Source organism: Roseateles asaccharophilus (genome assembly GCF_004362405.1).
GTDB lineage: Bacteria > Pseudomonadota > Gammaproteobacteria > Burkholderiales > Burkholderiaceae_C > Kinneretia > Kinneretia asaccharophila.
On record NZ_SNXE01000002.1, the window covers coordinates 318539 to 337713 of the forward strand.

The 19175-nt window shown below is 66.7% G+C and carries 23 protein-coding genes and 2 tRNA genes; 15 read left to right on the top strand and 10 right to left on the bottom strand.

All coding sequences use genetic code 11. From position 1 onward, the window contains the following. Position 1: 1 nt before the first annotated feature. The 3 genes from DFR39_RS06250 to DFR39_RS06260 are packed head-to-tail and all read left to right on the top strand — an operon-like array spanning position 2 to position 1154. Entirely contained in the window at positions 2–526 is a 525-nt protein-coding gene (locus tag DFR39_RS06250) for a Na+/H+ antiporter subunit E (RefSeq protein WP_133602681.1), read from the top strand. After that, positions 523–810 (top strand): K+/H+ antiporter subunit F, encoded by a 288-nt coding sequence (locus DFR39_RS06255; RefSeq protein WP_133602682.1) that lies wholly within the window; start codon positions 523–525, stop codon positions 808–810. The genes DFR39_RS06250 and DFR39_RS06255 overlap by 4 nt, the downstream gene beginning before the upstream one ends. 5 nt (positions 811–815) lie before the next feature. Further along, a complete protein-coding gene (locus DFR39_RS06260) occupies positions 816–1154 on the top strand; it encodes a Na+/H+ antiporter subunit G (RefSeq protein ID WP_133602683.1) in 339 nt (112 codons plus the stop codon). 33 nt (positions 1155–1187) lie between these two features. Here DFR39_RS06260 and DFR39_RS06265 read toward each other — a convergent pair whose 3' ends face one another. Both DFR39_RS06265 and DFR39_RS06270 read right to left on the bottom strand, forming a co-directional pair. Next, positions 1188–2258, bottom strand: a complete 1071-nt coding sequence (locus DFR39_RS06265; protein ID WP_133602684.1) for a calcium/sodium antiporter — start codon at positions 2256–2258, stop codon at positions 1188–1190. 4 nt (positions 2259–2262) lie between these two features. Next, positions 2263–2886: a YqhA family protein gene (locus DFR39_RS06270; RefSeq protein ID WP_133602685.1), complete on the bottom strand. Its 624-nt coding sequence runs from the start codon at positions 2884–2886 to the stop codon at positions 2263–2265. 167 nt (positions 2887–3053) lie between these two features. Between DFR39_RS06270 and acs the strand changes: the two genes are divergently transcribed. Further along, complete coding sequence (gene acs, locus DFR39_RS06275) at positions 3054–5015, top strand: acetate--CoA ligase (RefSeq protein WP_133602686.1); 1962 nt, start codon at positions 3054–3056, stop codon at positions 5013–5015. Between the two features lie 204 nt (positions 5016–5219). Beyond that, on the top strand, positions 5220–5951 hold the full coding sequence (locus DFR39_RS06280; protein WP_162849438.1) for an Hcp family type VI secretion system effector: 732 nt from the start codon (positions 5220–5222) through the stop codon (positions 5949–5951). A 63-nt stretch (positions 5952–6014) separates the two neighbouring features. On the opposite strand, the gene DFR39_RS06285 is transcribed toward DFR39_RS06280, so the two are convergent. Then, a complete protein-coding gene (locus tag DFR39_RS06285) occupies positions 6015–6326 on the bottom strand; it encodes a c-type cytochrome (RefSeq protein WP_133602688.1) in 312 nt (103 codons plus the stop codon). A gap of 137 nt (positions 6327–6463) precedes the next feature. On the opposite strand from DFR39_RS06285, the gene DFR39_RS06290 reads away from it, so the two are divergent. After that, entirely contained in the window at positions 6464–6709 is a 246-nt protein-coding gene (locus DFR39_RS06290) for a TIGR04438 family Trp-rich protein (RefSeq protein ID WP_133602689.1), read from the top strand. A gap of 108 nt (positions 6710–6817) precedes the next feature. Here the strand turns inward: DFR39_RS06290 and ilvD are convergent, their stop codons facing one another. Further along, complete coding sequence (ilvD, locus tag DFR39_RS06295) at positions 6818–8497, bottom strand: dihydroxy-acid dehydratase (protein WP_133602690.1); 1680 nt, start codon at positions 8495–8497, stop codon at positions 6818–6820. Between the two features lie 109 nt (positions 8498–8606). Between ilvD and DFR39_RS06300 the strand changes: the two genes are divergently transcribed. From DFR39_RS06300 to DFR39_RS06325, 6 genes are all read left to right on the top strand, one after another. Next, a complete protein-coding gene (locus tag DFR39_RS06300; protein WP_133602691.1) occupies positions 8607–9500 on the top strand; it encodes a LysR family transcriptional regulator in 894 nt (297 codons plus the stop codon). Positions 9501–9581: 81 nt separating this feature from the next. Next, positions 9582–10397, top strand: coding sequence for a prolipoprotein diacylglyceryl transferase (lgt, locus tag DFR39_RS06305; RefSeq protein ID WP_133602692.1), 816 nt, complete (start codon positions 9582–9584; stop codon positions 10395–10397). A 6-nt stretch (positions 10398–10403) separates the two neighbouring features. Next, entirely contained in the window at positions 10404–11120 is a 717-nt protein-coding gene (dnaQ, locus tag DFR39_RS06310) for a DNA polymerase III subunit epsilon (protein ID WP_133602693.1), read from the top strand. Between the two features lie 102 nt (positions 11121–11222). Continuing rightward, positions 11223–11297, top strand: a tRNA-Val gene (locus tag DFR39_RS06315). Between the two features lie 46 nt (positions 11298–11343). Beyond that, a tRNA-Val gene (locus DFR39_RS06320) sits at positions 11344–11418 on the top strand. 160 nt (positions 11419–11578) lie between these two features. Continuing rightward, entirely contained in the window at positions 11579–12349 is a 771-nt protein-coding gene (locus DFR39_RS06325) for an NUDIX hydrolase (protein WP_133602694.1), read from the top strand. 52 nt (positions 12350–12401) lie between these two features. Here the strand turns inward: DFR39_RS06325 and DFR39_RS06330 are convergent, their stop codons facing one another. Both DFR39_RS06330 and DFR39_RS06335 read right to left on the bottom strand, forming a co-directional pair. After that, a complete protein-coding gene (locus tag DFR39_RS06330) occupies positions 12402–13130 on the bottom strand; it encodes a hypothetical protein (RefSeq protein ID WP_133602695.1) in 729 nt (242 codons plus the stop codon). Beyond that, positions 13127–14074 carry a response regulator gene (locus DFR39_RS06335; protein WP_162849439.1) on the bottom strand — a complete coding sequence of 316 codons (948 nt, stop codon included), beginning with the start codon at positions 14072–14074 and terminating at the stop codon, positions 13127–13129. Before DFR39_RS06335 ends, DFR39_RS06330 begins: the two co-directional genes overlap by 4 nt. A 214-nt stretch (positions 14075–14288) precedes the next feature. Between DFR39_RS06335 and DFR39_RS06340 the strand changes: the two genes are divergently transcribed. Continuing rightward, positions 14289–15413 carry an NAD(P)/FAD-dependent oxidoreductase gene (locus DFR39_RS06340; protein ID WP_133602697.1) on the top strand — a complete coding sequence of 375 codons (1125 nt, stop codon included), beginning with the start codon at positions 14289–14291 and terminating at the stop codon, positions 15411–15413. Between the two features lie 22 nt (positions 15414–15435). On the opposite strand, the gene DFR39_RS06345 is transcribed toward DFR39_RS06340, so the two are convergent. Further along, positions 15436–16194 carry an arginyltransferase gene (locus DFR39_RS06345; protein ID WP_133602698.1) on the bottom strand — a complete coding sequence of 253 codons (759 nt, stop codon included), beginning with the start codon at positions 16192–16194 and terminating at the stop codon, positions 15436–15438. Next, positions 16191–16991, bottom strand: a complete 801-nt coding sequence (gene aat, locus DFR39_RS06350; protein ID WP_133602699.1) for a leucyl/phenylalanyl-tRNA--protein transferase — start codon at positions 16989–16991, stop codon at positions 16191–16193. Before aat ends, DFR39_RS06345 begins: the two co-directional genes overlap by 4 nt. 15 nt (positions 16992–17006) lie before the next feature. Between aat and DFR39_RS06355 the strand changes: the two genes are divergently transcribed. Both DFR39_RS06355 and DFR39_RS06360 read left to right on the top strand, forming a co-directional pair. Next, positions 17007–17363, top strand: a complete 357-nt coding sequence (locus DFR39_RS06355; protein WP_133602700.1) for an ArsC family reductase — start codon at positions 17007–17009, stop codon at positions 17361–17363. Further along, positions 17363–18082, top strand: a complete 720-nt coding sequence (locus DFR39_RS06360; RefSeq protein WP_133602701.1) for a riboflavin synthase subunit alpha — start codon at positions 17363–17365, stop codon at positions 18080–18082. The genes DFR39_RS06355 and DFR39_RS06360 overlap by 1 nt, the downstream gene beginning before the upstream one ends. Here DFR39_RS06360 and DFR39_RS06365 read toward each other — a convergent pair whose 3' ends face one another. Both DFR39_RS06365 and DFR39_RS06370 read right to left on the bottom strand, forming a co-directional pair. Further along, complete coding sequence (locus tag DFR39_RS06365) at positions 18083–18304, bottom strand: hypothetical protein (protein WP_133602702.1); 222 nt, start codon at positions 18302–18304, stop codon at positions 18083–18085. A 471-nt stretch (positions 18305–18775) separates the two neighbouring features. Next, on the bottom strand, positions 18776–19003 hold the full coding sequence (locus DFR39_RS06370; RefSeq protein ID WP_211343814.1) for a hypothetical protein: 228 nt from the start codon (positions 19001–19003) through the stop codon (positions 18776–18778). Positions 19004–19175: the final 172 nt, after the last annotated feature.

Sequence of the window (19175 nt, forward strand, 5' to 3'; positions counted from 1 at the left end):
CATGGCCGCGAACAAGGAGAACAAGCCACAAGACCGCAGACGCGCCGGCTGGCTGTCGCATCCGGTGCTGTCCCTGCTGCTGGTGCTGGTGTGGCTGCTGCTGCAGGGCAGCCTGAGTCTGCCTTACTGGATCAGTGCGCTGCTGCTGGGGCTGCTGCTGCCTTGGCTGGTGCAGGGATTTCTGGGGCCGGCCATGCGTCCGCGCAAAACCCTGCTGATGCTTCGCTTTGCGGCCCTGGTGCTTTGGGACATCGTGGTCTCGAATCTGACCGTGGCGCGCCTGGTGCTCTCGCCTGGCGCCCGGCCCCAGCCCGCCTGGGTGCGCGTGCCCCTGGCCCTGCGGCAGCCCGGGCCCATCACCCTGCTGGCCACCATCATCACCACGACACCGGGCACGGTGTCCTGCGTGGTGGATGGGGAGCGTGCCGAGATTCTGGTGCACGCCCTGGACTGTGCCGACCCGCAGGCCATGGCAGAGGACATCAAGCGCCGCTACGAGCAGCCGCTGCTGGAGATCTTTGAATGAGTGCATCCCTCAATCTGCTGGGCTGGGCGCTTGATTTCGCCACCATCGCCGTGGGCCTGGCCTTGGTGCTTTGCGGCTGGCGTCTGCTGCGCGGGCCGGAGGCGCCGGACCGGGTGCTGGCCCTGGACACCATGTACATCAACGCGCTGGCCCTGGTCATCCTGCTGGGCATGCGCTGGCAGATGGACCTCTTGTTCGAGGCGGCGCTCATCATCGCCCTGCTGGGCTTTGCCTCGACCGTGGCGCTGGCGCGCTATCTCAGCCGTGGCGATGTGATGGAGTGAACGCAATGCAGGAATTGCACTGGGTGATACAGGCCCTGGTTTCGGCCCTGCTGGTGATCGGCGGGGTGTTTGCGCTGGTGGGTGCCGTGGGCATGCTGCGCTTTCCCGACTTCTTCATGCGGCTGCATGCGCCCACCAAGGCCAGCACGCTGGGGGTGGGCGGGGTCTTGCTCGCCAGTCTGGTGCTGCACTGGGCGCAGGGCGACCATGGGCTGCACGAGCTGCTGATCACGCTCTTTGTCTTTGTGACCGCGCCGGTCTCGGCCAATCTGCTGGCCAAGGCGGCCTTGCACCTGCGGGTGCCCTCCCGGGCCCCGGTGCCGCCCGACCAACCACAACCCTGATTTCATGCGCCGGGCGTGGCGCGGTGCGGCAGCTCAGGGCTGCCGCTGCCCTTTCATCAGTGAGGCGACCATGGCAATGATGGTGAGCGGGACCACGAAGCTCAACATGGCCGTGCTGTAGGCGCCCAAGGCATCGTGCTGCTGGGCGCGCAGGATCAGGAAAGCACAGTAGGCGACGTAGTAGCCGACAAAGACCGCCCCCTCCCAGCGCGCGATCTCGCGCGCACTGAGCATGACCGGCAGACAGGCCAGGGCCGTGGCCAGCATGACCCAGTAGTCGAAGTGCAGGGCGGCCGGGGCCACCGGCATGCCGCCTGGCGCCACCGCAGCCACCAGGCCCAGGCAGCCGAGGATGTTGAAGATATTGCTGCCCACCACATTGCCGATGGCGATGTCGCGTTGTCCGCGCAACGCCGCCATCACCGAGGTGGCGACTTCGGGCGCCGAGGTGCCTGCCGCGACGATGGTCAGGCCGATCACCAGCTCGCTCACACCCAGACTGCGAGCGATTTCCACGGCGGCATCAACCAGCCAGCGGGCGCCCAGGATGAGCAGTGCCAGACCGCCTGCGATCAGCAGCAACTGCACCGCCCAGTGGCGGTCCCAGGCGGAGTCCTTGGGGAGCTCATCCAGCAACTCGCGTTCGACCTCGGCGGATTCCTGCGACGGACTTCGCACCAAGTGGACGATGTAGGCCGCCATCAGGCCCAGCATGAGCAGGCCTTCCCAGCGGTTTACGACACCGTCGAGCATCAAAGGCAGCAGTAGCAGCGAGGCGCCGATCATGACCGGTATCTCCTGTCGCACGATCTGCGCATTCACGCTCAAGGGCAGGATCACGGCCGAGACGCCCAGGATGAAGAGCACGTTGAAGATATTGCTGCCCAGCACATTGCCCAGTGCCAGGTCTGCCTGACCTTGCAGGGCCGAACCCAGGGAGACGGCCACTTCCGGGGCACTGGTGCCGATGGACACAATGGTCAGCCCCACCACCAAGGGCGAGATGCCCAGGCTGAGGGCCAGCTTTCCCGCCCCGCGAACCAGCAGTTCTGCGCCGCCCACGAGAAGGAGCAGACCGATGATGAGTAGTGCGGTGCTGGCCATGGTGTCAGTGCTTTTCGGATACCGGGTGCATCAGGCGGTCGGCCGCGGCTATGGCCAGGGCCGAGAACAGGAAGGCCACATGGATCAGGGTCTGCCAGAGCAGAACCTTTTCGGTGTAGTTGTCGGCGTTGATGAAGGTCTTGAGCAGGTGGATGGAGGAGATGCCTATGATGGCCGTGGCCAGCTTGACCTTGAGCACCGAGGCGTTCACATGGCTGAGCCATTCGGGCTGGTCCGGATGACCTTCCAGATGCATGCGCGAGACAAAGGTCTCGTAGCCGCCCACGATCACCATGATCAGCAGATTGGAGATCATCACCACGTCGATCAGGCCCAGCACCACCAGCATCAGGATGGTTTCATTGAGCTTGGCAATCGGCTCGTAGCCGATCACGGCGCCCGCCGCGTCCTTGATGGGCGTGGCCTTGTAGCCAATGCTCTTGACCAGCATGCTCAGCGCATCCTGGTTGCCGAAGGCGGCTTCCACCAGGTGCACCAGCTCGGTCCAGAACTGGAAGACATAGACCGCCTGCGCCAGGATCAGGCCGAGGTAGAGCGGCAGCTGCAGCCAGCGGCTCATGAAGATTACATTGGGCAGGGGGCGCAAGGCTTTGTTGCTATTGTTCATCGGTGTGAGGCAAGAGGCTGTGGCCGCGGATTCTAGGGCCCGTGCGTGACGGAACCCCTAAGCGGTCACGCCGGGTTACGGCGCTAGAGTAAGCGCTTCGTCAGAGATGGCACGCACAGTGCTCGCAGTTTTTCAAAGCAAATCTACCAGGCACCGAGGAGACAGCCATGTCGCAGAGCAAGCAATACCTGCCCAGCGCCGAATGGAGCGCGAACGCCCACGTCAAGGGCATGGACGGCTACCGTGCCCTGGTGGCCGAGGCCGAGGCCGACTATGAGGGCTTCTGGGCCAGCCGTGCCCGTGAGCTGATCAGCTGGCAGACCCCTTTCACCAAGGTGCTCAACGACAGCGAGGCACCGTTCTTCAAGTGGTTTGAGGATGGCCGGCTGAACGTCTCCTACAACTGCCTGGACCGCAATGTGGAGCGCGGCCTGGGTGACAAGACGGCCCTGATCTTCGAAGCCGACAACGGCGATGTCACCCGCGTCAGCTACAGCGAACTGCTGGCCAAGGTGTCGCGCCTGGCCAATGCGCTGAAGGCGCGCGGCGTCAAGAAGGGCGACCGCGTCGTCATCTACATGCCCATGTCGGTGGAGGGCGTGGCCGCCATGCAGGCCTGCGCCCGCATCGGCGCCACCCACTCGGTGGTGTTCGGCGGCTTCTCGGCCCAGAGCCTGCGCGACCGTGTGCAGGACGCCGGCGCCGTGATGGTGATCACCGCCGACGAGCAGCTGCGCGGCGGCAAGCAGCTGCCGCTGAAGTCCATCGTGGACGAGGCCCTGGCCGACAACAGCTGCCCCACGCTCAAGGATGTGATCGTCTACCAGCGCACCGGCGGCAGCATCGCCTGGGTGGCCGGTCGCGACCTCTGGCTGCATGAGCTGCTGGAAGGCCAGAGCAGCGACTGCGCGCCGGAATGGGTGGAGTCCGAGCATCCGCTCTTCCTGCTCTACACCTCGGGCTCCACCGGCAAGCCCAAGGGCGTGCAGCACAGCACCGGCGGCTATCTGCTGCATGCGGCCCTGACCACCAAGTGGACCTTTGACCTCAAGCCCGATGATGTGTTCTGGTGCACGGCCGATATCGGCTGGGTCACGGGCCACACCTATATCACTTACGGCCCCCTGGCCCTGGGCGGCACCGAGATCGTGTTCGAGGGCGTGCCCACCTACCCGGACGCTGGCCGTTTCTGGCAGATGATCGCCAAGCACAAGGTCACGATCTTCTACACCGCGCCCACGGCCATCCGCTCGCTCATCAAGGCGGCCGAGACCAATGAGGCGGTGCATCCCAAGAACTATGACCTCAGCAGCCTGCGCCTGCTGGGCTCGGTGGGCGAGCCCATCAACCCCGCCGCCTGGGAGTGGTACCACCAGCATGTGGGCGGCGGCCGCTGCCCCATCGTGGACACCTTCTGGCAGACCGAGACCGGCGGCCACATGATCACGCCGCTGCCGGGCGCTACGCCCCTGGTGCCGGGCTCCTGCACCTTGCCCTTCCCGGGCATCACCACCGCCATCGTGGACGAGCTGGGCAACGATGTGCCCAACGGCCAGGGCGGCATTCTGGTGGTAAAAAAGCCCTGGCCTTCCATGATCCGCACCATCTGGGGCGACCCGGAGCGCTTCAAGAAGAGCTACTACCCCAGTGAGCTCAAGGGCTACTACCTGGCGGGCGACGGCGCCATCCGCGACGCCGAGACCGGCTACTTCACCATCACCGGCCGCATCGACGATGTGCTGAACGTCTCCGGCCACCGCATGGGCACCATGGAGATCGAGTCGGCCTTGGTGAGCTGCACCGAGCTGGTGGCCGAGGCCGCCGTGGTGGGCCGCCCGGACGACACCACGGGTGAGGCCATCTGCGCCTTCGTGGTGCTCAAGCGCCCCCGCCCCAGCGGCGACGAGGCCAAGGCCATTGCCAAGCAGCTGCGCGACCATGTGGCCAAGGAGATCGGCCCCATCGCCAAGCCCAAGGACATCCGCTTCGGCGACAACCTGCCCAAGACCCGCAGCGGCAAGATCATGCGCCGTCTGCTGCGCGCCGTGGCCAAGGGTGAGGCTGTCACCCAGGACACCAGCACCCTGGAGAACCCCGCCATCCTGGATCAGCTGGGGCAGGCGTACTGAGTCACGCAGGCTCCGGCCTTAGGCACCGCGCAGGCCGCGGAGCGAAAGCTCCACGGCCTGTTTTTCTTGATTGGGCCCGCCAATCAGCAGAGAGGGACGTGGTTTAGGGATTTTGTGCGTTAAGCGCGCAGAGGAGGATGGCGCCTCGAGCCTCGAGCCATGGTGGTTGCGGGGCATTCATCCCCATTCCGGAAGGGCTCCATCATGTTCAAGACAGTTCACGCTTCCGCCTTGACCCTGCTCGTGCTTGCGATGCAGTCCCCCACGGCCCAGGCCGTGCCCAACAGCTTCATACAGTTCACCGACAGCGGGGGGACACCCTTTAAGGGGGAGTCCCTGATGCTCGGTCACGAGGACTGGAGCGAGGTGGACGCCTGGTCCTGGCTGGTCAGTGCCGAGTCCAGCTTTATCAAGGGCGGTGGTGCTTCCGTCGGCAAGTCCCAGCCCGGGCCGTTCCGCTGGCAGCAAGACCTTGACCGGACCTATCCGAAGCTTTTCACCTTCCTGGTCCAAGGCAAGCACAGTGCCAAGGTCAAGTTCGATGTGACGACGAATACCGGCGGCTCCAAGCCCGAGGTCTTCTTCAATATGGAGTTCGGCGAAGTCCTCTACACCAGGCTGGCGACCTCCGGCAGCAGCGGTGGTCCGCTGCAGCTCAATGGCGAGTTCGTCTTCAAGGAAGTCAGCATGTCCTACAAGCCCATGGACAGCAAGGGCAAACTGGGCCCCGCCGTGACGGCCAAATGGAATGTGGCGACCAATGTGGCCGGCGGCCAGTCCTTCTATGAGTTCAGCGGCGACGCCATGGCCCTGGAAGGTCTGTCGCAGGCCATGGCCCTGTCCGTGCCGGAGCCGCAGACCTGGCTGATGATGCTGGGCGGCCTGGCCGCCTTGAGGGCACTGGCTCAGCGTCGCCGGGCCAGAATCTGCGCCTGAAAATGCCCAAAGCAAAAAGGTCGACCGAGGTCGACCTTTTTGTTGGGCTGTCGCGAGTCGGGCTTACTTGATGCTCATCACCCAGGTCGCCAGCTGCTTGGCCTCATCGGCCGAGACCTGGGCATTGGGCGGCATGGGCACCGGGCCCCAGACGCCTGAGCCGCCCTTGACGATCTTCTCGGACAGCTTCTTCACCGCATCCTTGTCCTTGGCGTACTTGGCGGCCACGTCCTTGTAGGAGGGGCCTACCAGCTTCTTGTCCACCGCATGGCAGGCCATGCAATTCTTCTTCTGGGCCAGGTCGGCACTGGCGAAGGCGGCCGGGGCGCTCAGGGAAGCGGCCAGGGTGGCCAGGGCGATCAGAGAGGGCTTCATGGCTTCCTTTCGATTTCTTGCTTCAGGTTTTTGCTGGGGCGTCGGGCAATCTGCACTACAGTCCTGGCAGGAAAGCCGAGCGGCCATTGTAGGCATGGTGTGGCAGTCGGCGGCAGGCAAATCGTGGAGTCGGACGCATGGGTTTTGTGCTGATCGGGGTCTTGTTGCTCTTGCTCAAGTGGCAGGAGGTGGCGCCGGTCGCGGGCTGGAGCTGGTGGCTGGTCTTGTCACCCTTTGCCGCGGCCGTGCTGTGGTGGGCCTGGGCGGATGCCAGCGGCTACACCCAGAAGCGCGCGATGCGCAGCTTGGATGAGAAGAAGGCTCAGCGCCGCGAGCGAACGCTGGAGGCCTTGGGGCAGGGCGAGAAACAGCGGCGGCGCTAAGCCGCCGGCCCGTCACCGGCTTAGAACCGCCGGCCCGTGTATGGCGGGACACAAAAAAAAGGGCGCCATCGGCGCCCTTTGTTTGTTGTTTGAGGTCGCAGCACGACCTCACTCGAACTTGTCGAGCACGGCGCCGGAGCTGGCGCTGGAGGCGTTCCTGGCGAACTTGGCCAGCACGCCGCGGGTGTAGCGCGGCGCCGGCTTCACCCAGGCGGCCTTGCGGCGGGTCAGCTCGGCCTCGTCCACATGCAGCTCCAGCAGCAGCTGGTGGGCGTCGATGGTGATGCGGTCGCCCTCGTGCACCAGGGCGATGGTGCCGCCCTCGTAGGCCTCGGGCGCCACATGGCCGACCACCATGCCCCAGGTGCCGCCGGAGAAGCGGCCGTCGGTGATCAGGCCCACGCTCTCGCCCAGGCCCTGGCCGATCAGGGCGCCGGTGGGGGCCAGCATCTCGGGCATGCCCGGACCGCCCTTGGGGCCCAGATAGCGCAGCACCATCACATCGCCGGCCTGGATCTTGCCGGCCATGATGGCCGCCAGGGCGCTCTGCTCGTCGTCAAAGACGCGGGCCGGACCGGTGATCACGGGGTTCTTCAGGCCGGTGATCTTGGCCACGCAGCCCTCGGGCGAGAGATTGCCGCGCAGGATGGCCAGATGGCCCTGCTCGTACATGGGATTGCCGACCTCGCGGATCACCTCCTGGTCGGGGCTGAGATCCGGCACCTCGGCCAGGTTCTCGGCCACGGTCTTGCCGGTGATGGTGATGCAGTCGCCATGCAGCAGGCCGGCCTTGAGCAGCACCTTCATCACGGCCGGGATGCCGCCGGCCTTGTGCAGGTCCACGGCCAGGAAGCGGCCGCTGGGCTTGAGGTCGCACAGCACCGGGATCTTCTTGCGCATGCGCTCGAAGTCATCGATGGTCCAGTCCACCTCGGCCGCGTGGGCGATGGCCAGGAAGTGCAGCACGGCATTGGTGGAGCCGCCGGTGGCCATGATCACGGCCACGGCGTTCTCGATGGCCTTCTTGGTGACGATGTCGCGCGGCTTGAGGTCGGCCTTGACGGCCTCGACCAGCACGGCCGCAGCCTTCCTGGTGTTCTCGACCACCTCGTCCTCGACGTTGGACATGGACGAGGAGTAGGGCAGGCTCATGCCCAGCGCCTCGAAGGCCGAGCTCATGGTGTTGGCCGTGTACATGCCGCCGCAGGAGCCGCTGCCGGGGATGGCGCGCTTCTCGATCTGGCAGAAGTCTTCCTCGCTCATCTTGCCGGCTGAAAACTGGCCCACGGCCTCGAAGACCGAGACGATGTTCAGATCCTGGCCCTTGTAGTGGCCCGGCTTGATGGTGCCGCCATAGATGTAGATGGCCGGCACATTGGCGCGCAGCATGCCCATCATGCCGCCGGGCATGTTTTTGTCGCAGCCACCGATCACCATCACGCCGTCCAGCCACTGGCCGCCCACGCAGGTTTCCACGCAGTCAGAGATCACCTCGCGCGAGACCAGGCTGTATTTCATGCCCTCGGTGCCCATGGCCATGCCATCCGAGATGGTGGGCGTGCCGAAGAGCTGGGCATTGGCGCCCGCAGCCTTGAGGCCGATCACGGCCGCATCGGCCAGCTTCTGCAGACCGGAGTTGCAGGGCGTGATGGTGGAGTGGCCGTTGGCCACGCCGATCATGGGCTTGCCGAAGTCCGTCTCCTGGTAGCCCATGCCGTAGTACATGGAGCGGTTGGGCGCGCGGGCCACGCCCTCGGTGATGTTCTTGGAGCGGCGGTTGTAGCTCATGGGCAAGGTCTCCTGGCGAGTCCGTTCATGCTGGGGAGACGCCAGTATCGGATGCGGTGACTTGGCTTTCAAATATATTATTCATTTCATATTGATACGGAAAACATTAATGATTGAGCCACGCAGCCTGCGCCAGTTCCTGGTCGTGGCCGAGGAACTGCACTTCGGCCGGGCGGCCGCACGCCTGCACATGACCCAGCCCCCGCTCACCCAGGCCATCCAGAAGCTGGAGGCCCAGCTGGGCGTGCGCCTGTTCGAGCGCAGCAGCCGCTCGGTGGCCCTGAGTCCCGCTGGCGCGGCCCTGCTGCCCGAGGCGCGGCGTATGCTGGCCGAGCTGGAGGCCCTGCCGGCCCTGGCCCGGGCCGCGGCCGAGGGGCGCCAGGGCCGGCTGCGCCTGGGCTTTGTCTCCACCGTGGGCTTTGGCGAGCTACCACGCTGGCTGCGGCGCTTTCGCGAGCAGCAGCCCGGCATCCAGCTCAGCCTGCGCGAGGCCACGCTGGATGTGCAGCTGCAGGACTTTGCGGCCGATGCCCTGGACGCCGGCTTCGTGATCCATGCCCCCGATGCCCTGCCCAGCGGCTTCGAGGCCCTGCCGATTGCCCGCGAGCCCCTGGTGCTGGCCCTGCCGGCCGAACTGCCCCAGGCCGGGCGAGCCCAGCTTGCCGCGCCGGACATCCTGGACCTGCCCCTGGTGATCTTCCCGCGCGAGATCGCCCCCTCGCTCTTCGACGCGGTGCTGGGCTTCTACCGCGCGCACGGCCGCGCCCCGCAGATCGCGCAGGAGGCCATCCAGATGCAAACCATCGTCAACCTGGTCTCGGCCGGCATGGGCGTGGCCTGGGTGCCGGAATCCGTGATGGGCCTGCAGCGCAGCGGCGTGGTCTACCGGCCGGTGGCTGGCCCCGTGCCGGTCAGCGCCACCAGCCTGATCTGGCGGCCTGGCGCGCCGCCCGCGGTACAGCGTTTCGTGACCCATGTGCGTGAGGGCCTGGGCATGGCCTGAACAAGGCCGTGGCTCAGGGGCCGGGCGGCCGGCCCCGTATGATGCGCGACCTGTATCCCTAGAGCGAGAGACGCTGCCGCCATGCTGGTCCATCCCCAGTTCGACCCCATCGCCATCAGCCTGGGCCCCCTGGCCGTGCACTGGTACGGCCTGACCTATCTGGCGGCCTTCGGTCTCTTTCTGTGGCTGGCCACGCGCAAGATCGCCCAGCCCCAGTTCGCCAGCCGCGGCTGGACCCGGCGCGATGTGGACGATCTGCTCTTCTTCGGCGTGCTGGGCGTGGTGCTGGGCGGGCGCCTGGGCTATGTGCTCTTTTACAAGCCGGCCTACTACCTGAGCCATCCGGCCGAGATCCTGGCGGTGTGGAAGGGCGGCATGGCTTTTCACGGCGGCCTGCTGGGCGTGATCGTGGCCATGTGGCTCTTCGCCAAGCTGCGCCAGCGCAGCTTCTTCGAGGTGACCGATCTGATCGCGCCCTGCGTGCCCACGGGTCTGGCCGCGGGCCGCTTGGGCAACTTCATCAACGGCGAACTCTGGGGCCGCGCCGCCGATCCCTCCCTGCCCTGGGCCATGGTGTTTCCGCAGGCCCACGACGGCGGCATTGCCCGCCACCCCTCCCAGCTCTACCAGTTCCTGGGCGAGGGCCTGCTGCTCTTTGTGCTGCTCTGGTTCTATGCCAAGAAGCCCCGCGCCACCGGCCAGGTCTCGGGCATGTTCCTGATCGGCTACGGCATCTTCCGTTTCCTGGCCGAGTTCTTCCGCGAGCCCGACGACTTCCTGGGCCTGCGGGCACTGAGCCTGAGTCAGGGACAATGGCTGTCCCTGCCCATGATTGCCGCCGGCATCGCCATCTGGCTCTGGGCCGGCCGTCGCGCCCGCGGCGCCAGCGCTGCCTGAATTCCCATGCGTCAAATCTTCTTCGATACCGAAACCACCGGCCTGTATGCCGAAGGCGGCGACCGCCTGGTCGAAATCGGCTGTGTGGAGATGGTCAACCGCCAGCTCACCGGCAACAACCTCCACATCTACATCAACCCCGAGCGCTCCAGCCATGAGGAAGCGCTCAAGGTGCACGGACTGACGGACGAGTTCCTGTCCACCAAGCCCAAGTTCGCCGAGATCGCCGATCAGTTCATCGAGTACGTGAGCGGCGCCGAGCTGGTCATCCACAACGCGCCCTTTGACCTGGGTTTCGTCAACGCCGAGATGAAGCGTCTGGGCCGCCCGCCCATCCACGATGTGGTGGCCGGCGTGCGCGACACCTTGCTGATGGCGCGCGACCTCTACCCGGGCAAGGCCAATTCGCTGGACGCCTTGTGCCGGCGCCTGGAGGTGGACAACTCCAACCGCACCTTCCACGGCGCCTTGCTGGACGCGGAACTGCTGGCCCAGGTCTATATCAATATGACCCGCGGCCAGGACTCCCTGGTCATCGACGAGTCCAGCGCCAGCGGGGGCGGCGGCCATGCCGCGGGCGAGACCCAGCTGGAGTCCGTGGACTTCAGCCGCTTTGCGCTGCCCGTGCTCGTGGCCAGCGAGGCCGAACTCCAGGCCCATGAGAAGGTGCTGGCCGAGCTGGACAAGGCCAGCGGGGGCAAAAGAATCTGGCAAGCTCACTGAGTCACTTGCAGGTATTCAAAAATTCATGGCATAATCATTGGCTTCCCGGTTGATGAATTTGTTTGGCAGCAATGCAAGGCAGATTTGTCGGGTGACCAGACCGGGCGGTTAGCTCAGCGGTAGAGCACTGCCTTCACACGGCAGGGGTCGCAGGTTCGAACCCTGCACCGCCCACCAAGCTTCAGGTCATCAAGATTGCAGCCGCAATCACCCGCCAGATACCGGGCGGTTAGCTCAGCGGTAGAGCACTGCCTTCACACGGCAGGGGTCGCAGGTTCGAACCCTGCACCGCCCACCAGGATCACCCCGCGCGTTCGCAAGAACCGCGGGGTTTTTCTTTGTGTGCTGCGGAGATCGGGGGGGTGGGGGCCTTGTTCATATGCTCTGGTCTTGAGCTCATCGGCCTTGTTGGAGAATGCCATCTATGACCAAGATGTGCTTCAAAAGGGTCTGCCGTCATGACTGATGCCTGGGCCGAACAAGGCTGGTCCAGGCTGTGCTTGGATGAGCTCGCCATAGGGTGGCTGGCGCCCGGCCATCGAGAAAGCCTGCAGCCCTTACTGGCGCCGTACGCAAACCTCCAGAACGGAGATCTACATTGGCGGCCGCCGGCGGCTGAGCGCTCGGCGCGTATCCAGGCGGCGGCCGAGGCCCTGCGCGAGCGCGGTCTGATTCGAGGCTGGCGCGGCGAGGCCTATGCCTGCGAGGCGCCGGTGCCCGAGCCCTGCCGCGAGCGCGGGGCCGAATTGTTCCGGCTTGAGCGCGCCGCTTTCCGCTACTTCGGTCTGATGAGCCGTGCCGTGCACATCAACGGCTGGTGGCCCGATGGGCGCATGCTCTGCGGCCGTCGCGCCCTGAACAAGGCCACCGATCCCGGCCGGCTGGACAATCTGGCGGCCGGCGGTCTGGGGGCCGGTGAATCCCTGCTCGATTGCGCCAGGCGCGAGCTCTGGGAAGAGGCTGGTGTGCCGTTTGCGCTGAGCCAGGCTCTGCGGGACGCGGGCGCGCTGCGCAGCTGCCGCGCCATTGCCGGCGAGGGCTTGCATGACGAGATCCTGCACCTCTATGAGCTGCAGCTGCCGGCCGATTTCATGCCCCGGAACCGGGACGGCGAGGTTCAGGAGTTCCTGTTCCTCGGGCCTCAGCAGCTGCGTGAGCGTCTGGCTGCGGGGGAGTTCAGCCCCGACGCCGCACAGGTGGTGCTGCAGGCCCTGAACTCGCCAGCCTAGCCCTGATCGGTGCTGGGTGGCGCCACTCCCGGCTTGGGGGCCGTGCCCCGCCTCAGGCTTCGACGGCTGCCGCGGCTTGCTCCAGGGCCTCGATGCGCCGCTGCAGATTGGCGGCGCGAATCTTTTCCCGGGTCAGCTCCTCGTCCAGGTTCAGCAATCGGTCCTCGACAAAGGAGCGCTCCACCTGCGCACGCTCCAGCTCGGCCTGCAATTCCGTCAGGCGCTGGCGTGCGCGTTGCAACTCCAGGCCCTCGCTGCGCGTGTTGCCAGCTGCCCCACGGCGCGAGGCGGCTGCGGCGCGGGCCTGGTCCAGGGCTTGCAGGAGCTTGCGGCGTTGCTGCAGCAAGCGGGCCAGCTCCACCTGCTGCAGGCGGCGCCACTCGGCATAGTCGCCGATGGTCGGGCATTGCTCCGGGGGGCTGAGCCGCGCAAAGTCCATCTGCTCCTCCTCGCTGGAGGGCAGGGCGCTGTCTTCTGGCTCCGCCTGCAGGCGTCCCCCCGCCTGGCTGCGCTCAAAAGCAGCGGCCTCGTTGCCGCCGCGCCCCAGGGCGGCGCGTTCAATGCGCTCCATCAGGCGTTGCAGATCACGCACGATGGACTTGAGGGCCTGGCCGGCCTCGCGGCTGTCGCCCAGCGCATGGCTCAGGAAGCGCTGTCGCCGGTCCTCCTCGCTGTTCATGCGCAGATAGGCGGCCACCGCCACGATCACGAAAACGCCGTTGGCCAGCAGCACGCCCAGCGCGGCAATCTGTTCCAGGCTCAGACTCAGAAAAAGACTCATACCAGCAGAAAACTCAGTCGCCCCTGGCCCAGGGATTTGATGCGCAGCGTGAATTCGCTGCGTCCCTGATGCTGTTGCAGCAGTTCCGGGAGTTTGTCAAAACGCTGTCGCACCAGCCTTGCCGCACTCAGGGCCACCTGATCGGTCGGGCTGCGCTTGCGCAGCAGCGGCGCGCAGGCCTGCAGCAGCCGCCCCGCCTGATCCACCACGCGAGCGCTGGGTTCGGTGCCCGCCGTGATGCCGGCCTGGATCTCGGCGCTGCTCAAACCGCTGGCGGCACCGCCAATGAGCCAGCAGGCCGCGGTGTCGAGCAGTCCCAGCGCATAAAGACCGCCGCGCTGGGTGCTGCCGTACAGGGCGACGAGTTGCTGCTCGCGTTCGGCCAGCCGCGCGTCCGGCTCGGCCCGCAGCAATTCGAAACCCCGTGTTCCGATATGCATATAGGTCTGCTGCTGCAGTTGGGCCAGGGACTCCAGGGCGGCGCCTCGGGGCAGGTCTGGTACCTGCATGATGTCCGCCGGCGCGGCCATGGGCCGGCTCAGCGCCTCGCCCACGGCCTGGCACAGGGACACATCGTCAAAAGGCTTGTTGAGCACGAAGCTCGCCCCCAGCTCGCGGGCCCGATCCAGCTGATCACTGCGTGTTTCGGTGGTGATCACGCCGATGGGCAGGCCGCCGTGCCCGTGCCGGCGCAGCCAGCGCAGCAGCGCGGCGCCGTCCATGCCCGGCATATGCCAGTCGGACAGCAGCAGATCGGGCGTCTCGTCCTCGACCAGGGCCTGCGCCTGCTCGGCGCTGCTGGCGGTGCGGATGTTCAACGGTGGCAGCGCATTGGATTGCTCCAGCGCACGGCGCATGATGGCCTGTATCGCCCGACTGTCGTCGACGATCAGGACGCTGCGCGGCCGCTCTCCGGATGGCGGCTGCATCGATTGGCTGTGCATGACGGATGATCCCTCGCTGGCCGCCCTCCGGTACGCGGCGTGATGGCGTCTTGTGCGCCTGTCGCCCTCATGGGGCGAACTCGGGCGCAAGTGTGCGCTGCCGACGCGCTCGGGCTTCTGGGGAAAAGCCCTTAGTACGACCTCGTAATCGGGCCCTCGTGAATTAGTGAACACCGAAACAGCGAGGGGCGCCGCCCTGGGCACAATCGCCCGCATGGACAAAGTCGATGCAGTCGTGGTGGGGGCGGGCGTGGTGGGTCTGGCCGTGGGACGGGCGCTGGCACGCAGCGGGCGCGAGACCCTGGTGCTGGAGCGCGAGACCGCCATCGGGCAGGGCGTGAGCTCGCGCAATAGCGAGGTCATCCACGCAGGTCTCTATTACCCGGCCGGCTCCCTCAAGGCGCGGCTGTGCGTGCGCGGCAAGGAGCTGCTCTACGCCTTCTGCGCCAGCCACGGCGTGGCCCACAGCCGCTGCGGCAAGCTGGTGGTGGCCACCGAAGCCTCTCAGCTACCGGGCTTGCAGGCCTTGCAGGCCAAGGCCGCTGCCAACGGTGTTCACGATCTGCGCTGGCTCAGCCGCGAGGAAGCCCAGGCCCTGGAGCCGGCTCTGCGCTGCGAGGCGGCGCTGCTCTCGCCCTCCACCGGCATTGTGGACAGCCATGGCCTGATGCTGGCCCTGCAGGGCGATCTGGAGGCGGCCGGCGGCGCCGTGGTTCTGGGATCCGAGGTGCTGGGCCTGCGGACCACGGCCGAGGGCCAGGTCTTGCGGGTGCGCGCCGGGGGCGAGGAGATGGAACTGCTGGCCGGCCTGGTGGTCAATGCCGCCGGCCTGTGGGCGCCCTGGCTGGCCGCACGCAGCGAGGGGCTGGATGCGGCCCATGTGCCGCGGGCGCATTACAGCAAGGGCAGCTACTTCTCGCTGGCGGGGCGCGCGCCTTTTGGCCGTCTCATCTATCCGCTGCCCCAGGAGGCCTCGCTGGGCGTGCATCTGACCCTGGACCTGGGGGGCCAAGCCCGCTTCGGCCCCGATGCCCAGTGGCTGGAAAACGTGGCCGACCCCGATGCCCTGGACTACCAGGTGGACCCGGCGCGGGCCGAAGGCTTCTATGCCGATGTGCGCCGTTACTGGCCGGCCTTGCCGGACGGCGCGCTGCAGCCGGCCTACAGCGGTGTGCGCCCCAAGATCCACGGCCCGGGCGAGCCGGCGCCGGACTTCCGCATCGAGGGTCCGGCCCAGCACGGCGTGCCGGGCCTGGTGAACCTGCTGGGCATCGAGTCGCCCGGCCTGACCAGCTGTCTGGCGATTGCGGACGAGGTGATGGCCCGGCTGGCGGCCTGAGACCGCGCGGCGGGCCAGGGCTTCAGTCGCGGCCGCTGTCGCGACGCTGCCACTGCCCGTCGATCAGCAGCTCATGCGGGCCGAAGCGGGCCTTGTAGGCCATCTTGTCGCTCTCGGCGATCCAGTAGCCCAGATAGAGGTGGCTCAGGCCCAGGCGCCGGGTCTGCTCGATCTGCCACAGCACGTTGTAGCTGCCGTAGCTGTTGCGACCCTCGGGCTCGTAGAAGGTGTAGACGGCGGAGAGCCCGTCGCTCAGCACATCCAGGATGGAGACCATGCGCAGCCGGCCTTCGCCTTCCTCGGCCTCGGGGCCGGCGGGTTCACGAAATTCCACCAGGCGCGAGTTGATGCGGCTTTGCAGCAGGAACTGGGTGTACTGGTCCACGCTGTCATGGTCCATGCCGCCACCGCTGTGGCGCCCGGCCTGGTAGCGCAGATAGAGCTGGTAATGCTCGTCGCTGTAGGTCAGGCGCATGACCCGGGTCTGTAGCGCCTCGTGCTGGCGCCAGGCGCGGCGCTGGCTGCGCGAGGGCTGGAAGTCCGCCACCGGGATGCGCATGGGCACGCAGGCCTTGCAGCCATCGCAATAGGGCCGGTAGGTGAAGAGGCCGCTGCGGCGAAAGCCCGCTTCCACCAGGCCCGAGTAGGCGTCGGCATGGATCAGATGGCTGGGCGTGGCCACCTGCGAGCGTGCCTGACGGTCCGGCAGGTAGCTGCAGGGGTAGGGCGCGGTCGCATAGAACTGCAGCTGGGACAGCGGTAGTTCCTTGGGATGGGTCACGGTGGGGGCTCCCTCAGGCTGGCAGCTGCGGATTCTGCGTCAAAGGCGCCCAGCTCGTCCCAGAGTGCCGGCTCGAAACGCCAGGCCGCGGCGGGCAGGGGGCCGTCCTCGCCAATCGCCGCCTGCAGATGGGCCTGGAAGGCGCTGCGGGGCACTTCGGCCGCGCCGAGCGACGCCAGGTGGCGGGTGTTCTGCTGGCAATCGATCCAGGGGATGCGGTGGCGCCGGCACAGGCAGACCAGGGCCGCCAGCGCGATCTTGGAGGCGTCGGTGCGGCGCATGAACATGGATTCGCCAAAGAACATATGGCCCAGGTTCACGCCATAGAGCCCGCCCGCCAGCTCGCCGTCCACCCAGGTCTCCACGCTGTGCACCGCGCCGCGCTCGCGCGCCCAGCGCTGGTAGGCGGCCTGCATCTCGGGCAGGATCCAGGTGCCGTTCTGGCCCTCGCGCGGGGTCTCGGCACAGGCCTGCAGCACCCGGGGCAGGGCGCTGTCCACCCGGATCTCGCAGCCGGGCGTGGCACGGAACTTCGCGATGGTCTTGCGCAGTGAGCGGCTGAGCTTGAAGTGCCGGGTCTGCAGCACCATGCGCGGCTCGGGCGACCACCACAGAATGGGCTGGCCGGGGCCGTACCAGGGAAAGATGCCGCGGCGGTAGGCGGCCTCCAGCCGGGCGGGGGCCAGGTCGCCGCCGGCGGCCAGCAGGCCCGGCGCCTCGGAGGCGGGCCCCAGGGCCTGCTCCGGCGGCGGGAACTCCAGCGAAGACTCTTGCAGCCAGTCGATCATCGGCTTCATGGTAGCGTGTCGCCCATGAAGAACAGCATCACCGTTTACGGGATTCCGAATTGCGACACGGTCAAGCGCGCCCGCGCCTGGCTGGATGAACAGGGGCTGGCCTACCAGTTCCACGACTACAAGAAGGCCGGCGTGCCCGCCGACCTGCTGCCGCGCTGGATGGCCGAGCTGGGCTGGGACAAGGTGATCAACCGCGCCGGCACCACCTGGCGCAAGCTGGACGAGGCCACCAAGGCCGGCGTGAGCGATGCCGCCAGCGCCGCCGCCCTGGCCCAGGCCCAGCCCAGCGTGATCAAGCGTCCCCTGGTGCAATGGGCGGACGGCCGCCTGAGCCTGGGCTTCACGCCGGAACTGTTCAAGGAGCATGCCTGATGTTCACCGGCATCGTCCAAGGGCTGGCCCAGGTGGCCGCCATCACCGAAAAGCCCGGCCTGACCAGCTTCACCCTGGCCTTCCCCGAGGGCTTCTGCGAGGGCCTGGAGATCGGCGCCAGCGTGGCCTGCGACGGCGTCTGCCTCACCGTCACCGCGCTCAAGGGCCCGAACGCGGCCGACTTCGATGTGATGCAGCAAAGCCTCAAGCTCACCACGCTGGCGGGGCTGAAGCAGGGCAGTGCGCTCAATGTGGAGCGGGCCGCCAAGGAAGGCGCCGAGATCGGCGGCCACCCGCTCTCGGGACATGTGGACTTCATGGCCACGCTGGAGAGCGTGCGCAAGCCCGAGAACAACCATGTGATGCGCATCCGCGTGCCCGCGCCCTGGATGCGCTACATCTTCGCCAAGGGCTATATCGCCATCAACGGCGCCAGCCTGACGGTGGCCGAGGCCGGCCGTGAGCCTGGCGGCGCCGGCTGGTTCGAGGTCTGGCTGATTCCCGAGACGCTGCGCATGACCACCTTCGGCGACAAGCAGCCGGGCGACGCGCTCAATATCGAGATCGAGCGCTCCACCCAGGTCTTTGTGGACACGGTGCGCGACGCCATCGACGAGCGCCTGGGCCCCCTGCTGCCGGCGCTGGAGAAGCTGCTGGCCGCCAGCGGCCAGAGCCTGGACGCCCTGGCCGAGCCGGTCAAGCTGCCCGGTCGGTCCTGATCAGGCCGCCAGCAGCTGGCGCAGCACGAAGGGGAGGATGCCGCCGTGGCGGTAGTACTCCACCTCGATGGGCGTGTCGATGCGCAGGATCAGCGCCCGCTCGAAGCGGCTGCCGTCGGCGCGGGTGACCACCAGGGTGGCTTCGCGCTGGGGCTTGAGCTCGCCCTCGAGGCGGATGTCGACCAGCTTGTCGCCCTGCAACGCCGGGTGCAGGTCTAGCATCTTTCAACTGCTCTTTCCCCTTGCGCCCCGCCCCCAGACTGACCGTCGGAACCGAAACTGCAAGTGCGACAGCGACCGGGGCCATGGTTTAACCAGAGTCACGGTAGTAGCGCGTAATGTCGGTATCCGCCGAGGCGCCGTCCGCGAGTCCTTTCAGCGGATCTTGCTCCTGTCTGCGAGTAGCGCGCTTGCGCTGGATGCCCGGAATCTCCTACGCTGCCAGATGCTGCGGATGAACTTGCTCCTGCATGCGCGCACGAAATCTTCACTGCCCAGCTAGCTCTGCTGCCGTAGGCCTTTATGCCAGAGCTTCAAGTCGATGGCGGAAGACACCCAGTCTGCTTAGCGCTTGACGGCTCGTTGAGTGTCGGCGGTGCTGCGAATTTGGTGGCCCAACATGTAGGCGCGTAAGCCCAAAGTGTCGAGCCAAGCCGGCGCCTGCACCCCACCCACATGGGCGAGGTAAGTCGGTCAGGTCCACGGCGACGCGTCCTCCACCATGCCGGCGCGCACCGGGTTGAATTTGACGTAGCGGCAAACTGTCAAGAGGTAGACCTCTCGATCCACCAGGATCGCCTTGAAGCGCCCCTGCAGCAGATGAACCACCACGCCATGCCGTCGGTTTTTGCTCTGGGTGTGCAGGCCGTTGAGATGGTGCATGAGGCGTGACAAGTTGGCGGCGCGGGCGTGCAGAACCAAGTGGTAATGGTTACCCATCCATCAAGCAATAGGCTGAGGCCTGAGCGTCGAAGCGCTACAGGGGCAGGGCCAACACGGCCAAGAATTGCTGCTGGTCATTGTCGTCATCAAAGATCGAATCCCGCCGATCACCCCGAGTCGTGACGTGATCAACGGCGGCGGGGAACGCGGT